The sequence below is a fragment of the Paenibacillus tepidiphilus genome, from assembly GCF_008635795.1.
Classification (GTDB): domain Bacteria; phylum Bacillota; class Bacilli; order Paenibacillales; family Paenibacillaceae; genus Paenibacillus_AQ; species Paenibacillus_AQ tepidiphilus.
Genome location: NZ_VWRQ01000005.1, coordinates 174,726 through 188,665, shown reverse-complemented (window position 1 = coordinate 188,665; position 13,940 = coordinate 174,726). Strand labels below are relative to the sequence as shown.

Genomic DNA, 13,940 nt, shown 5'->3' with positions numbered 1-13,940 from the left:
GGTTCTCCTATTCCTGATGCGGTTTGTCTGTGTTGTGGTAGATATGCTCCAGCATGGCGCGCAGCTCTTCCAGCTGTGCCGGCTGAAGTCCCGCTACAGCGGCATCAATGGTCTCTTGCTCCAGCGGAAGCGTGCTTTCAATGAGCGTTGTGCCCGATTCTGTGGCATACAGAAGATAAGCGCGCCGGTCGCTCTCGCTTATCGATTTGGTAATAAAGCCCTTCTTGAGCAGCAGCTCGACGATCCGGGCGGTGGTGGGCTGATCCTTGGCCGCTGCCGCAGCAACCTCCTTCTGGTTGATGCCGCCGCGGCTTGAGATCATCAGCAGCACCGACCACTGCTCCGGGGTGATATCATAAGGCTTCAATGCTCTGGCAAACGCATTGGAAATTCGGCGATAAGTAGAGCCAAGGAGGAAACCGAGGAACTGCTGCGGAGTAGAAATCGGCATAAGGCAACTTCCCTTTCACATATAATACTTGTCATAACAATTATAATTATAGCATGTAAATGTAATGCTTTGCAATGAAAATTCCAAATTCACTTTCATAAACGGCTGCGTTGGACAAACTCATATATACAAAAAACACCTTCCGCTTGCCGGCCCGTGTAAGGTGCGGCATACAGAAGGTGTTGATGTAAAAGTTTAGCTTGCGAACATTAGACTTGCGGTACTTTCTCCCAGTCTTTGAGGAAGCGCTCAATGCCGTTATCGGTCAGCGGGTGCTTCCAGAGTGATGGCAGCAGCGAGCCCGGAATGGTGGCGATATGGGCTCCGGCGATTGCAGCCTGCTCAACATGCGCAATGTTGCGGATGCTGGCGGCAATAATTTCCGATTGCAATCCATAGTTCGTCAGGATGGTCTTGAGGTCTTGGATCAGCTTCATACCGTCTACGCCGATATCGTCCAGGCGGCCGACGAAGGGGCTGATGTATGTTGCGCCGGCTTTGGCGGCCATGAGGCCCTGAGCAGCGGAGAAGATCAGCGTTACATTGGTTTTGATGCCTTTCTTGGTGAGCTCGTAGCAGGCTTCCAGACCGTCTTCGGTCATTGGCAGCTTGATAACGACGTTGGGAGCCCACTCGGCAATTTCATAGGCTTCCTTAAGCATTTGTTCCGCAGTGAGCCCGATAACTTCGGCGCTGACCGGACCGGGTACGATCTCAACAATTTCTTTGATAACATCCTTGAACAGTCGGCCTTCTTTGGCGATCAGCGACGGGTTGGTGGTAACGCCGTCGACCAGACCGAGCCGGGTAATCCGTTTGATTTCTTCAATATTACCAGTGTCCAAGAAAAATTTCATTGAAAATATCCTCCCTTGATCTCTTATGAATTGGCAAACCTAAGCACAGCTTTATTATGAGTCATGCTAACCAAAGTTTCAACTGTTAACTTGAATATTTCAAAATAACTTTATAGAATACAGAAAAAATGATTTCTGCTGCCTGGACCATTTGCGCTCTGATCGGTCCATGATAATATAGTAGAGTGCTTGTTGATTTCGGATAAATGAGGTGGCTGAACTGTATATCGAGTTGGCAGGCATTGTCCTGTTTCTGCTCCTGGCCGCCGGAATATTCGCCGGGCAAAACCGGAGGATTATGGCTGAGCGTCAGGCCGAGGAGCATGATACCCGGCTGAGCTCGCGCATGTACTCCATCCTCCGGCGTTCCTTCGCGCCGCAGGAGAAGCTGCCGGAGGCGGTGCCTCTGTTCCAGTTCAGCATTGTTTCGGGGACCGGAGAGAAACTAGCCGAGGGAGAGACAGGCGAGACGCTGGCGTTATGCCGCGTCCCTGCCGGCAGCGGCCAGATGGATCTGGCGGAGGCCGAGCGGCGGATGGTGCAGCATATCCGCACAGCCGGCATTGAAGGGAACAAGTTAATGCCGGCAACGTATGCGGAGCATGCCGTCCGTAAAGGGGAAAGAGAATTAACCAGACGCCTTATGGCCGTTATGAAGGAGGAAGCCGGAAATGCAAATCAATATTGAACAAGTGGTGCTTGAAGTCATTGAGGGAGATATTACACGCTGGCAGGGTGATTATATCGTAAACGCTGCCAACTCGGGCCTCTATGGCGGCGGAGGCGTCGACGGGGCAATCCACCGCGCCGGCGGACGGCGGATTGCCGAAGAATGTGCTGTGATCCGCCAGAAGCAGGGACATGTGCTGCCCGGTGACGCTGCGCTTACGACTGCCGGAAGCCTGCCGTTCCGGGGGATCATCCATACCGTAGGCCCGATCTGGAAGGGCGGGAGCGCAAACGAAACGGCGATTCTGGCCAAATGCTACAGCACCAGCCTGACATTGGCCTGTCAGCAAGGAGCGCGGAGCATCGCTTTTCCGAATATCGGGACGGGAGTGTATAATTTCCCTAAATTAGCGGCGGCCCAAACCGCTGTAACCTCGGTTATCCAGTTCATCAGAGAGAGTGGTCCTGCAATGCCGCTGAAGCTTATTGCATTTGTCTGCTTTGAGCAGGACAATGCAGAGATTTATAGGGAATTGCTGCAGCGGTAATCATCAGCGCTTTTATCACAGATTAATTAGGAGGCATAACATGAGTGTCAATGTGAAGCAGCTTGCGGCGGAGAAAGCCGTGGAATACATAAAGGACGGAATGAAGGTCGGGCTCGGCACCGGCTCCACCGCCTACTGGGCCATCCGCAAGCTGGGGGAACGGGTCAAGGAGGGGCTGCAGATTACTGCCGTAGCCACTTCACAGGCATCGGAGGATCAAGCCCGCGAGCTGGGAATCCCGCTAGTTGCGTTCGGGGATATCGACAGTCTGGATATCACCATTGACGGAGCGGATGAGCTCGACGGCAAGCTGCAGCTGATCAAGGGCGGCGGCGGTGCGCTGCTGCGCGAGAAAATCGTAGCGACAGGAAGCGCGCGCATGATTGTTATCGCCGATGAGGGTAAGGTCGTCGAGACGCTTGGTCAATTTCCGCTGCCGGTGGAGATCGTGCCTTTTGCCTGGGAGTGGACGGTGGCCGCTCTGGACAAGCTGGGCTGCCGGACGGAGCTGCGGCATAAAGACGGTGAATTATACAAGACAGACAACGGCAATTATATTGCCGATTGCCGCTTCGGGGCGATAGCCTCTGCAAGCGAGCTGGCGTTAGCCCTGCAGCAGATCCCGGGTGTTGTGGAACATGGACTCTTCATCGGTATCGCCTCGCTGGCAATCATTGGACATGCCGACGGAAGCATTACTGTACTTGAGGGTGAGCAGCATCTCTAAGTCCAAAGGCCGCAGCGCCCCGGCCTCGCGGTCCGGGAAGGCACAGGTGAAGCAGCCGCGCCGGATAGGGGCGCGGCTGCTCCTGTTCTTTTACGCGGGTGCAGTGATATACTGGATGTTCATCGGCTTCGGACGTACGCCCGATCCCGAAGGGCCGCTGCAGTACAATCTGGAGCCGCTGCGGACGATCAAGCTGTATTTTAATCTCGACAACGGGGTGTCCTACGGCTACAGGCTGGTGAATCTGATCGGCAATGTCGCCGTATTCGTTCCGTTCGGCATCCTGCTTCCGCTTGTCAAAGGCAAGCTGCGGTCCATTGTAAGACTGACGCTTTATACAGGGCTTTGGGTTCTGATTCTGGAATGTCTGCAAATGCTGCTGCATGTCGGCAGCTTCGACATTGATGATCTGCTGCTCAATCTGCTGGGCGTGTGGATCGGATATATTGTACTGCGGCTAATGCGGTGGAAATAAGCGAGCTGCCGCTTCGATTGCAGCACAAGTAATAATAGGAGGATACAACATGCTGATTGACTTGAAATCCCGAACCGGTACGCCGGAGGTGCAGGAGCTGCTGGGCTACGCCGTAATGGATGATCCCGATGCGCTGGCTGCTATAACTGCTGAATACAGCACTGGCAATGCGCTGAAGCTGGCAGGATGGGAGGAAGAGGGGCTGCTGGTCGGTCTGGCCGGGTATGAGGAGACCGAGGACGGCTCGCTGGAGCTGCATCACATCGCTGTGCTGCCCGAGAACCGCGGCAAGGGCTATGCCCGCGGCATGATACTGGAGCTGCTGGAGGCGCGCAGCCCGCGTTATCTGCTGGCGGAGACGGAGGATGAGATTGCCGCCGATTTCTACCGCAGTCTTGGCTTTATGGTCTACAGCCTGGGCGTGAACGCTGCAGGCATCGAGATGTTCCGCTGCGTGTATGAGGTGGAAGAGTCTGAAGATGAAGAGTAAAGAGTCCAATTTATGACTAATAAAGTGGTTCAGATGAGAGGGAATCCGTGATACCGGGTTTCCTCTTTTATTTTATATACATTGGGGAATTTGAGGCATACAATCTGCATTGACTTTTGTGAGGCCAAATCATATAGTTTTACTGTAGAACAGTTCGTCTATGAAACTATTATTGGGTTTAGGAGGTTTGCTGATGAATGAAGAGGCGGAGAAGTGGATTAACCGCTACATAGACGCTTACGGCATTGTGACCAGGCAGGTCAGCTCCCGCATTAAAGAACGGATTCCGGATGGGCTGACGAACGATCAGTTTAGTATCCTGCGGCTGATCAGAGGACAGGAGCGCTGTACCTCCACTTACTTGTCGGAAGCCGTGGCCGTCGGGAAAAGTTCCATTACCGCGATCATCAACCGTCTGGTGGAAGCCGGAATGCTGGATCGGACGCGTGACGAACAGGACCGGCGGCTCGTGTACCTGACCTTGACGCCGCATGGTGAAGAGGTGTACAGGATTGCCGAGGTAGAGGTGCAGCAGATCATTGCGCCATATTTGCTGCATTTTAAGGAAGATGAGGTCGAAATGTTCGTGACAAGGTTCGAGAAGCTGGCATCTCTGATGCAGGAGAGTGGAGGGAGAAATTCGTGAGAATCATTCTGAAGACAAAATGGGCCATCATCGCCGCCTGGCTGGCTGCCGCCGTGCTGTTGTTCCTGACAGCGCCGGGGATGGGCGACCTGGTGCGCGAAAAGGGGCAAATCGCTGTTCCTGAGGGCTATACGTCCTCCCGGGCCGCAGAAATTCTTAGTGAGGTGTCCGATGCCAAGGGCGGAGAGACCCTGCACCAGGTGGCGCTGGTGTTCCACAATCCGGACGGATTGAGCGGTGAGGCGAAGGACAGCGTAAAGCAGGGCGTGGAGACGCTGGCTGCGAACAAGGCGGAGCTGAGTCTGGACACGATTAACGATCCTTTTTCGACACCGGACCTTGCGGATACGCTGATCTCTGCAGACAGCAAGACTATCATGGTCGCCTTATCCGTCCTTGGCGGGGAGGAGGCGGTCAAGGAGCTGCCGGGCAAAGTGAGTGAGCTCCTGGACGGTGTGCAAGCCGAGCATTATCTGACCAGTGAAGGGCTGATTACAGAGGATACGATTGTCAGCTCGGAAGCGGGTCTCAAGAAATCGGAATATATTACGGTTATTTTTATTTTACTGATTCTGTTTGTCGTGTTCCGTTCGCTGGTGGCTCCGTTTGTACCGCTGCTTACCGTCGGACTGAGCTATATCGTGTCCCAGTCGATTGTAGCGTTCCTGGTGGACCGCTTTGATTTCCCGCTGTCAACGTTCACGCAAATCTTTATGGTGGCGGTGCTGTTCGGGATCGGCACGGACTATTGCATTCTGCTGATCAGCCGGTTTAAGGAAGAGCTGTCCACGGCAGAAGACACACAAAGCGCGATTATCGCAACCTACCGCAAGGCCGGGGGGACGGTATTTTACTCCGGGTTGGCGGTGTTCGTTGGTTTCGTGGCGATTGGTCTTTCGAAGTTCATGCTGTACCGTTCCGCGGTGGCGGTGGCGGTCGGCATCGCCGTGATGCTGCTGGCACTCGTGACAATTGTTCCTTTCTTCATGGCGGTGCTGGGCAAAAAGCTGTTCTGGCCGTCCCGCGGCAAGCTTGAGCACAGTGAAAGCAAGATCTGGGGAGCGGCAGGCTCCTTCTCCTTCAAAAGACCATGGGCAGCGCTGCTGCTCGTTGCGGTCATCGTCGTTCCTTTCCTCGTCACCTATGACGGCAAGCTGTCCTTCAACAGCATGGATGAAATCGGCTCGGGCTACGATTCGGTCAAGGGCTTCAATATCATCGCAGACAGCTTCGGTCCAGGCGAATCCATGCCGGGCAAGATCGTGATCAAGAACGATGACCGTATGGACAATGCGGAATATATGGGCCTGGCGGAAAAAATCAGCCGCGAACTGGAGAAGGTCGACGGTGTGAAATCCGTGCGCAGTATGTCGCGCCCGACCGGAGAGCAGATCAATGACTTCCTGATCCCAACCCAGGTGGCTACACTATCGGAAGGGCTGGATCAGAGCAATGAGGGACTTGTCCGGATTAAGTCCGGTCTGGCGGAAGCTGGGGAGCAGCTTAAGGACAATGAGCCGAAGCTGGCAGAGGCTGCCTCGGGCAGCGCACAGCTGACCGAAGGCACGGCCGCGCTGAAGGAAGGCATCGCACAGCTCGGCGGCGGGCTGACGCAGATCGAGAACGGCATCCGCAGCGGTTCGGCCGGCGCCGGAGAAATCAAGGACGGCCTGGCCCAAGCGGCGGCCAGCGCCAGACAGCTGGCGGACGCGGGCGCCAAGCTGCTGGAAGGCTACAAGACGGTTGGCTCGGGGCTCACGGCGCTTAGCGGCGGACTCGGCCAACTGGAGACCCAGTTACAGGGTGTGGGCACAGCCCTGAATGGGCTGGAGGCGTCCTTCACGGGTCTGGAGATCAGCCATCCCGATCTGCTGCAGGATGCAAATTACCAGACCATCAAGGGGACGGTTACACAGACCGGGGCCGGAGCCGCGCAGCTTGTAGCTGGACTCGCGCAGATTTCCGGCCAGCTAGACGGCGCGGCTGCGGGCCTGACGGAAGCGAATGCCGGCTATGCGCAGGCAGTTGCCGGCCAGACGGCGCTGGCCCAGGGGCTGAACCGGCTGGTTGCCGGTATAGACCAGCTGCAGAGCGGGCTGAATCAGGCGGCGGCTGGTCAGGGGCAGATCATTGACCAGATCCCGGCGCTCACTGGCGGGCTGGATGAGCTGCAAGGCGGCCAGCAGCAGCTGGCCGATGGCTTCGGTCAGCTGTCAGGCCAGCTCGGCCAGCTGACGGACGGCCTGGAGCAAAGCGCAGCCGGACTGGCGCAAATTACCGGGGGCCTGGATTCGGCCAAGGGTTATTTGCAGCAAATTCAGGACCTGAAGGATGAAGAGCTAAGCGGGTTCTTCGTTCCGGCGGAAGCGCTGGAAGCGGAGGGCATCCGGCAGGTGTTCGACACTTACCTGTCGGCAGACCGCAAGGTCATGACCTTGGATGTTGTTTTTGCCGAGAATCCGTACAGCGAGGCGGCTATTGACAGTGTGGACGAAATTCAGGCTGCCGTAGGCCGCGCCGTACAGGGCACCAAGCTGGAAAATGCCGAGACGGCCATGAGCGGAGTGACCAGCACATACAACGATTTGCAGACCATCTCCGATGAGGATTATACGCGGACCGTTATACTGATGCTGGCGGGCATCTTCATTATCCTGGTAGTGCTGCTGCGTTCGATTGTGATGCCGGTTTATCTGATGCTCTCGCTGGTGGTCACATACTTTACCGCACTGGGTGTCACCGAGGCGATCTTCGTCAATTTGCTGAATTATTCGGGGATCACCTGGAGCACACCGTTCTTCAGCTTTGTTATGCTGGTTGCCCTGGGCGTGGACTACAGCATCTTCCTGATGTCGCGCTTCAATGAGAACAAGACCTGGAATGTGCGCGAAGCGATGCTGCATGCCATGCGCAACATGGGCACGGTTATCCTGTCGGCAGTGCTGATCCTGGGCGGAACCTTTGCCTCGATGTATCCGTCCGGCGTGCTGTCGATGATGCAGATTGCCACCGTTGTGCTTGCCGGGCTTGCGCTCTACGCGCTGCTCTTCCTGCCGTTCTTCGTTCCGGTGATGGTACGGATGTTCGGCCGGGCCAACTGGTGGCCGTTCAGTGGTTCGGCAAGCGAGGAGAAGCCGGATACACTGGAAATGTAGTATGGAAGTGTAAACAGTAAAAGTATATTAGCGCTGGATTATAGAAGCAGGAGTGCATAGGAGCAAGAGTGCATAGAAGCAGGAATGCATAGAAGCAGTATTGCATATAGCAGAAAATCATAGCAGCAGGAATGTTGGAATAGCGCTGTTGATCAGTAACTATCTGTTTCACCCATAGATGTAACGGGCCAAATTTCGTATTGCGTTAGCGGCCAAAAGTGGCACAGGTGGCTACAGATACAAGCATACGCGGCACAGAATGCCCCGTCTCCTTTTCCATCCGGAAGGAGGCGGGGCTTTGTGTATTTAGAAACCAATATCGTAAAGCGAGGGGACGGAAATGGGTTTTACGTATGAACATAAGCAATGGTTGAGCGATCATCTCAAAGCAAAGGGAAGGAGAACGGCTTGATACGCTGCAAAGCGGTCATGGCTACGGAAAACGCTTGTTTGTCGAGCAGGTATGGTGGCCGCTTGCCGGACATTTTCAAGGATTTCACATGAAAAAGTGACCACAATGCTCCGCAGCATGGGTAACCGGGGCAAATGTGTGCGAAAAAGCGACCACAATTTGCAACTGTAAGGGGATATGAGCCGAATGTGTATGGAAAAACGACCACAACGAGACAATGCTCCGCAGCATGGGTAACCAGGGCAAATGTGTATGAAAAAGTGACCACAATGCGCCGCTTTATGGGTTAATGGCCGAATGTGTATGAAAAAGTGACCACAATGCGCCGCTGCATGGGGTAATGGGCCGAATGTGTATGAAAAAGTGACCACAATGCGCCGCTGCGTGGGTAACCGGGGCAAATGTGTATGAAAAAGCGACCACAATGCGCCAGGCAATTCGCGTTCAGATGTCAATCGTTTGGCGTTTGGCATTCAGCCGATCAAGTGTTCAGCAGCCCGAATAAAAAAACAGCCGCGCAGGCCGGCCTTTTGCGGGGCTCATCGCCCCGCAAAAAACCTTGCCCGTCACGGCTTATAGCGTTCAGGCTTAACGCAGCTTGGCCAGGTAGCTGCGCAGCGCCCAGCCCCGTTCCTGGCGTTTCTTATATTTGGGCAGTGAACGGTAGATCGCGATGGATTCGGAGAAGGCTTGCTTGGCTTCCTCATCGCGGCCCAGCGTCTTGTACATCGATCCCGCCAGATAATAAGCTTCGCTGGAGGACGTCTGAATGTCCTGGAATTCGCCTACATAGCGGAGCGCCTTGTCCTGGTCGCTGCCGCGGAACACTTCAGCCAAACGCAGGTAGGGCTGGCCGTATCTGGCCCGGCGGTTAATCTCCAGCCCCTGCAGCATTTGCGCTTCCCCTTCGGCCAGCTGGCCGAGCCGCAGGTTGGCATAACCGAGCTCCACCCAATATTCGGCGGATTGCTCGTAGCGGTCGCCGATCTGCAGCAGCAGCTCCTTCGCTTCTGCATAACGCTTCTTCTCGATCAGCAGTCTGGCCAAATCGAATTTGGCGGAGACATCATTGGGATTGAGCGTGATTGTATTCCGCAGCTTGGAGATCTGCCGGCTGCGGCGGAACGGTTTGCCCAGACTCGGGAAGATTCCGACATACCGGCGATCGAGGAAATACAGAATGGCAAACAAAATGATCAAGGCAATCAGAGGATTGCCGACCAGGTTCAGCAGTGCAATAAATCCGATGAATTTTAACATGTGTTCCCCCTATAATCAATAAATCTATATGTAGTTTAGCACAAGGCAGCAAAGCAGGGTAATTATACCATAATGTCCCACATTTCCGTATGGAATTTTTATGGCAGGGGCAACAACCTTTGCAGGAGCAGTGCGTCTTAATCTATGCAATTATCAATTATCCAGTTCTATAATTTGCCAAAGGGGAATCGCTATGAGGAATACTTTTGGACGAGGGCTCCGCTATATGACCTTGCTGCTGATTGCAGCATTATCGGTAATCAGTGCGCGCCCGGTGAGCGCTTCAGCAGCTTCTGCTGCTCCGGGCGGGGCGACGCAGAGCTATTCAGCCGGTGCAGCCAAGCTGTCCGGCATCAAGGAAATTGTCGCTTCCTCCGGCTTCTGGGGCGGGAGCTCATTCGCACTTAAACAGGATGGAACCGTATGGGTGTGGGGCAGCAATTTCTTCGGCCAATTCGCCCGGGGCACATCCAGCCCTGATGGCTGGATCATCACGCCGCTGCGGATTGCTGCGCTGGACGGCATGCGTCAGCTCTTAATAGGCAACGGCTATTATGCTGCACTGAGCAACGATGGCTCGGTGAGAGTATGGGGCGGAAGTCTCCGGGAACAGGCAGACTCTCCCGGCGGCAATACGCGGGTCAGTACACCGCAACTGGTCCCGGGCTTGAGCGGAGTTGTCAAGCTTGCGGCAGGTGATGACAGTCTGCTTGCTTTAAGGGGCGACGGAAGGCTCATGCAATGGGAAGCTCCGGAGTCAGACGGTTCAGACATCGTTCCGTTACCGGCAGCCAAGGAAATCTCCGGAATTACAGGAGTCAAGGAAATCGCCAGCGGCGCTTTTAATGCGGCACTGCGCAGTGACGGGACGTTATGGCTGTGGACATCGGCCGATAAGGATCAAGGTCCGGCCGGACTGCTGCGCACCAAGCCCGCTCAGATAGCAGGACTTTACAACGTAAAGTCTTTCAGCCTGGACGGCAGAAGCCTTATCGCGCTGACCGGGAGCGGCAGTGTGTGGGCAACATCTGGCGTTGATTACGAACATTTCCTGCCGCAAACCGTCAAGAAGATGAGCAGGCTCAGTGGAGCCGTCTCCGCAGAGACGAAGGAAAGCCTCAATCTGGTCCAGAACGGAAAGGGTGAAATCTGGGTCTGGGAATCCGGGACCGACCAGCGGTCTTTGCAGAAGGTTACCGCCGTTCCGCAGGCCGTCCGGGCTGCGCTCATTCCGGACGGGATTGCGGTTACGCAAAAGAACGGAGTAACCTGGAATATGGGCAGGGATTATCTCAACGAGACTCTGAAGTTCAAGCGTCCGTGGCAGATCAAAGGGCTGCTGAATCCGGTGGCCTTCGCCAGCGGTGAGTACAGTAAGTATGCCATACTCAAAGACGGGACTGCGGTTGCCTGGGGCACCAACAGGTTTGGTCAGCTGGGGATCAGCACGGTGGAGTCGCGCCCGTTCACGGCATCGCCGATTCTGAAGCCGGTGACCTTAGTGGTAGCGGGCCGCCAAGTAGAGACGGAGCAGGCCGCTTTGCTGCAGGATAACAGAGTCATGGTTCCTGTAAGGGCGTTTGCAGAGAGTCTGGGGTATACCGTTACATGGGATAACGGCATTAAGCTGGAGCAGACAGGACGCATCATCCGGATTCAGGGGGAACAATTGACCGCGGACGGCAAGACAAGCAATCTGACGCCGGTCCCGGTAAATGTCGGCTATACCCTGCTTGCTCCGGCCGGCCCGCTGGCAACAGCGCTTGGTGCATCGGCCAAGTGGGACAGTGTCAATTTTGTATTAACAATCACACCGAAGAATGCCGCGAAATAAAGGGGGGCAGCATTCACTTATACCGGAGAAAGGTTGTTGACAGTTCACCGGGGACACGCGTTATGCTGACATTACCTAATGACAGTTGAGAGCGGGGTGCACTGTATGTCAGTATTGAACGTAAAGGCGGCCGTGATTGATTTGGACGGTACATTGCTAACCTCAAGCAAACGGATTACAGATAGAACCAGAGAGGCCTTGGCTGCTGCTAAGGACAGGGGGCTGCATCTGATATTTGCCACCGCACGACCGCCGCGGGCGGTGGCTTTTGAACAGATGGATCTGTCCGCGCTGGGTTCAGTTGTTTATTACAACGGCGCTCTATTCGAATGCTGTGTCAGCAAGCAGTCCTTTCACTATCCGATTAACCGCGAATTGGCGGCCGAGGTCATGGATTACTGTCTGCTGCTGGACCCGGCGGCGGCACTCAGCATTGAAGTCATGAACAGCTGGTACAGCTTCCGTCCGCTGGATTACTCCCGGACGACCAAAGCCAAGGAGCCGCCTTCCGTTATAGAGCGGAATGCCCTCCAGTCTCTTGACTGCACCAAAATTCTGATCGAATATTTCGACCAGGTGGACAGCCTGTATGCGAAATATGGACATCTGCTGAATATCCTGGTCACCGATGAAGGCGCACTGGTGCAGATCATGGCCGCCAGTGTCTCCAAAGAGGCTGCGGTCCGGCAGCTCTGCCTGAATCTCGGTATAGTGATGGAGGAAGTCATGTGCTTCGGCGATGATTACAACGATCTCGGGCTGTTCCGGGAATGCGGCTACGCAGTGGCGATGGGCAATGCGGCTCCGGCGCTGAAGCAGGCGGCAAGCGAAATTACCGATACCAATGACCGGGAAGGTGTCGCCCTGGTGCTGGAGCGGTGGCTATCCGAAGCCGCTGTTATTGAAAGAGGAGGAATGTAGAGGCATGAATTCAGACCATTCTGCACATCATGAAGTGCGGCTCCGTCCGCTCGGCCAATCGGACCTTAGGGTCTCGCCGCTTGGCCTTGGCTGCTGGCAGTTCAGCCGGGCGAGCGGCATCGTCGGCAAATACTGGAGCAATCTGAACGACGAGGATATCTCAGCCATCGTGCGGACAAGCCTCGAAGGCGGCATGAACTGGGTCGACACGGCCGAAATCTACGGCGGCGGCAAATCGGAGCAGGCGCTTGCCGATGCGCTCGGGACACTGGAGCGGGAAGGGAATCCGCATGCCCGGCCGCTGATTGCTACCAAATGGTGGCCGATGCTGCGCACGGCGCGCTCCATTACGGCTACCAGTGATGAACGCATCCGCTGCCTGGGCGGCCGGCGTATAGATTTGTACCAGATTCATCAGCCGTTCTCCTTGTCGACGATTGCCAGCGAGATGAAAGCGATGGCCGGCTTGGTGAAAGCGGGCAAAATCCGCTATGTCGGCGTCAGCAACTATTCGGCGAAGCAGATGCGGGAAGCGCACAGGCAGCTGCAGCAATACGGCCTGGTCCTGGTATCCAATCAGGTGAAATATAATCTGCTCCACCGCAATATTGAGCGCAATGGCATTATGGAGGCTGCGAAGGAGCTGGGGATATCTATCATTGCTTATTCTCCGCTCCAGCAAGGCGTATTGACGGGCAGATTCCATCAGGACCCTGCACAGATTGCCAAGCTCTCCCGTATCCGGCGCATGCAGTCGGGTCTGAATCCGGAAGGGTTGGAGCGGAGCCGGCCGCTGATTAACGAGCTGTCGTCACTTGCAGGCAAATACGGGGTGACGTCCGGGCAGATTGCCTTGAACTGGCTGGTCCATTACCATGACGAGACGGTAGTGGCAATTCCCGGAGCGTCCAAGGTACGGCATGCCGAGGAGAATGTCGGGGCGATGAGCTTCCGGTTAACCCGGGACGAGCTGGAATTGCTAAACGAAGCGTCATGGGCGGCACTCAATTAAAGAAAGCTGAATATAAGCGTAATCACACCAGCCTCCAGCCGGTTTTCCGGTCCGGGAGGCTTTTTGTTGCTGATATCATAATTATTTGCCTAAAAAAAGACAAAAAACTGTTTAGGGTTGGAAAAGTGGGTTTAATAAAGGGATAAGCAGCTGCATACCTGCGCAAACCGGAAGATAGACCGCAAGGAGGAGGATTCTGAATGAACATGACAGTACATAACCTTATGGGCTTTAACCATCAGTTTTTAAGACCTCAACCGGTGGCTACACCCAAACCAAGCCGTGAACGGGAGCAAACGCAAAGCTTTCAGGATATTCTCAACGAGAAGCTGAAGGTTTTGAGCACGCACCGCCCATAAACATCGACTCTTATTCGCTCTAAACCATGAAATAACAGAAGCCGGACGATGGCCAACAGGCCAATTATCCGGCTTCTTTGCGTTGCGTCAACGTCAATTAATTGTCAGGTGGCTTCTTACGCCT

General features: G+C 55.1%; 14 protein-coding genes. 11 read left to right on the top strand and 3 right to left on the bottom strand.

Annotation, left to right across the window (positions count from 1 at the left end; translation table 11 throughout):
• Positions 1 to 7: 7 nt before the first annotated feature.
• Together F1379_RS08560 and fsa are read right to left on the bottom strand one after the other, a co-directional pair.
• Positions 8 to 451 (bottom strand): MarR family winged helix-turn-helix transcriptional regulator, encoded by a 444-nt coding sequence (locus F1379_RS08560; protein WP_150268471.1) that lies wholly within the window; start codon positions 449 to 451, stop codon positions 8 to 10.
• 209 nt (positions 452 to 660) lie between these two features.
• Complete coding sequence (fsa, locus tag F1379_RS08555) at positions 661 to 1,308, bottom strand: fructose-6-phosphate aldolase (RefSeq protein ID WP_150268469.1); 648 nt, start codon at positions 1,306 to 1,308, stop codon at positions 661 to 663.
• Between the two features lie 211 nt (positions 1,309 to 1,519).
• Between fsa and F1379_RS08550 the strand changes: the two genes are divergently transcribed.
• The 7 genes from F1379_RS08550 (at position 1,520) to F1379_RS08520 (ending at position 8,018) form a co-directional block, all read left to right on the top strand.
• The gene (locus F1379_RS08550) at positions 1,520 to 1,996 is read left to right on the top strand and encodes a hypothetical protein (RefSeq protein ID WP_150268468.1); all 477 of its coding nucleotides are present in this window, start codon (positions 1,520 to 1,522) and stop codon (positions 1,994 to 1,996) included.
• Positions 1,980 to 2,525, top strand: a complete 546-nt coding sequence (locus F1379_RS08545) for a macro domain-containing protein (RefSeq protein ID WP_150268466.1) — start codon at positions 1,980 to 1,982, stop codon at positions 2,523 to 2,525. The genes F1379_RS08550 and F1379_RS08545 overlap by 17 nt, the downstream gene beginning before the upstream one ends.
• Before the next feature lie 40 nt (positions 2,526 to 2,565).
• Positions 2,566 to 3,252, top strand: coding sequence for a ribose-5-phosphate isomerase RpiA (gene rpiA, locus F1379_RS08540; protein WP_150268464.1), 687 nt, complete (start codon positions 2,566 to 2,568; stop codon positions 3,250 to 3,252).
• Between the two features lie 46 nt (positions 3,253 to 3,298).
• Positions 3,299 to 3,727 carry a VanZ family protein gene (locus tag F1379_RS08535; RefSeq protein WP_162551103.1) on the top strand — a complete coding sequence of 143 codons (429 nt, stop codon included), beginning with the start codon at positions 3,299 to 3,301 and terminating at the stop codon, positions 3,725 to 3,727.
• Positions 3,728 to 3,776: 49 nt separating this feature from the next.
• Positions 3,777 to 4,217, top strand: coding sequence for a GNAT family N-acetyltransferase (locus tag F1379_RS08530; protein WP_150268460.1), 441 nt, complete (start codon positions 3,777 to 3,779; stop codon positions 4,215 to 4,217).
• A 193-nt stretch (positions 4,218 to 4,410) separates the two neighbouring features.
• Positions 4,411 to 4,863, top strand: a complete 453-nt coding sequence (locus F1379_RS08525) for a MarR family winged helix-turn-helix transcriptional regulator (protein WP_150268458.1) — start codon at positions 4,411 to 4,413, stop codon at positions 4,861 to 4,863.
• Positions 4,860 to 8,018, top strand: a complete 3,159-nt coding sequence (locus F1379_RS08520; RefSeq protein ID WP_150268456.1) for an MMPL family transporter — start codon at positions 4,860 to 4,862, stop codon at positions 8,016 to 8,018. The genes F1379_RS08525 and F1379_RS08520 overlap by 4 nt, the downstream gene beginning before the upstream one ends.
• Before the next feature lie 1,000 nt (positions 8,019 to 9,018).
• On the opposite strand, the gene F1379_RS08515 is transcribed toward F1379_RS08520, so the two are convergent.
• On the bottom strand, positions 9,019 to 9,690 hold the full coding sequence (locus F1379_RS08515; protein ID WP_150268454.1) for a tetratricopeptide repeat protein: 672 nt from the start codon (positions 9,688 to 9,690) through the stop codon (positions 9,019 to 9,021).
• Between the two features lie 193 nt (positions 9,691 to 9,883).
• On the opposite strand from F1379_RS08515, the gene F1379_RS08510 reads away from it, so the two are divergent.
• The 4 genes from F1379_RS08510 to F1379_RS29990 all read left to right on the top strand — a co-directional run bounded on the left by F1379_RS08510 (position 9,884) and on the right by F1379_RS29990 (position 13,816).
• The gene (locus F1379_RS08510) at positions 9,884 to 11,524 is read left to right on the top strand and encodes a stalk domain-containing protein (RefSeq protein ID WP_162551102.1); all 1,641 of its coding nucleotides are present in this window, start codon (positions 9,884 to 9,886) and stop codon (positions 11,522 to 11,524) included.
• Between the two features lie 105 nt (positions 11,525 to 11,629).
• Positions 11,630 to 12,445, top strand: coding sequence for an HAD family hydrolase (locus tag F1379_RS08505; RefSeq protein ID WP_162551101.1), 816 nt, complete (start codon positions 11,630 to 11,632; stop codon positions 12,443 to 12,445).
• A gap of 4 nt (positions 12,446 to 12,449) precedes the next feature.
• Positions 12,450 to 13,457, top strand: coding sequence for an aldo/keto reductase (locus F1379_RS08500; protein WP_150268448.1), 1,008 nt, complete (start codon positions 12,450 to 12,452; stop codon positions 13,455 to 13,457).
• A gap of 200 nt (positions 13,458 to 13,657) precedes the next feature.
• Positions 13,658 to 13,816, top strand: a complete 159-nt coding sequence (locus F1379_RS29990; protein WP_203457062.1) for a hypothetical protein — start codon at positions 13,658 to 13,660, stop codon at positions 13,814 to 13,816.
• Positions 13,817 to 13,940: the final 124 nt, after the last annotated feature.

Bases quoted from the DNA above. Each gene is read 5' to 3' on its own strand.
- F1379_RS08560 (WP_150268471.1), bottom strand. From the start codon at position 451: ATGCCGATTTCTACTCCGCAGCAGTTCCTCGGTTTCCTCCTTGGCTCT.
- fsa (WP_150268469.1), bottom strand. From the start codon at position 1,308: ATGAAATTTTTCTTGGACACTGGTAATATTGAAGAAATCAAACGGATT.
- F1379_RS08545 (WP_150268466.1), top strand. From the start codon at position 1,980: ATGCAAATCAATATTGAACAAGTGGTGCTTGAAGTCATTGAGGGAGAT.
- rpiA (WP_150268464.1), top strand. From the start codon at position 2,566: ATGAGTGTCAATGTGAAGCAGCTTGCGGCGGAGAAAGCCGTGGAATAC.
- F1379_RS08530 (WP_150268460.1), top strand. From the start codon at position 3,777: ATGCTGATTGACTTGAAATCCCGAACCGGTACGCCGGAGGTGCAGGAG.
- F1379_RS08525 (WP_150268458.1), top strand. From the start codon at position 4,411: ATGAATGAAGAGGCGGAGAAGTGGATTAACCGCTACATAGACGCTTAC.
- F1379_RS08515 (WP_150268454.1), bottom strand. From the start codon at position 9,690: ATGTTAAAATTCATCGGATTTATTGCACTGCTGAACCTGGTCGGCAAT.
- F1379_RS08510 (WP_162551102.1), top strand. From the start codon at position 9,884: ATGAGGAATACTTTTGGACGAGGGCTCCGCTATATGACCTTGCTGCTG.
- F1379_RS08505 (WP_162551101.1), top strand. From the start codon at position 11,630: ATGTCAGTATTGAACGTAAAGGCGGCCGTGATTGATTTGGACGGTACA.
- F1379_RS08500 (WP_150268448.1), top strand. From the start codon at position 12,450: ATGAATTCAGACCATTCTGCACATCATGAAGTGCGGCTCCGTCCGCTC.
- F1379_RS29990 (WP_203457062.1), top strand. From the start codon at position 13,658: ATGAACATGACAGTACATAACCTTATGGGCTTTAACCATCAGTTTTTA.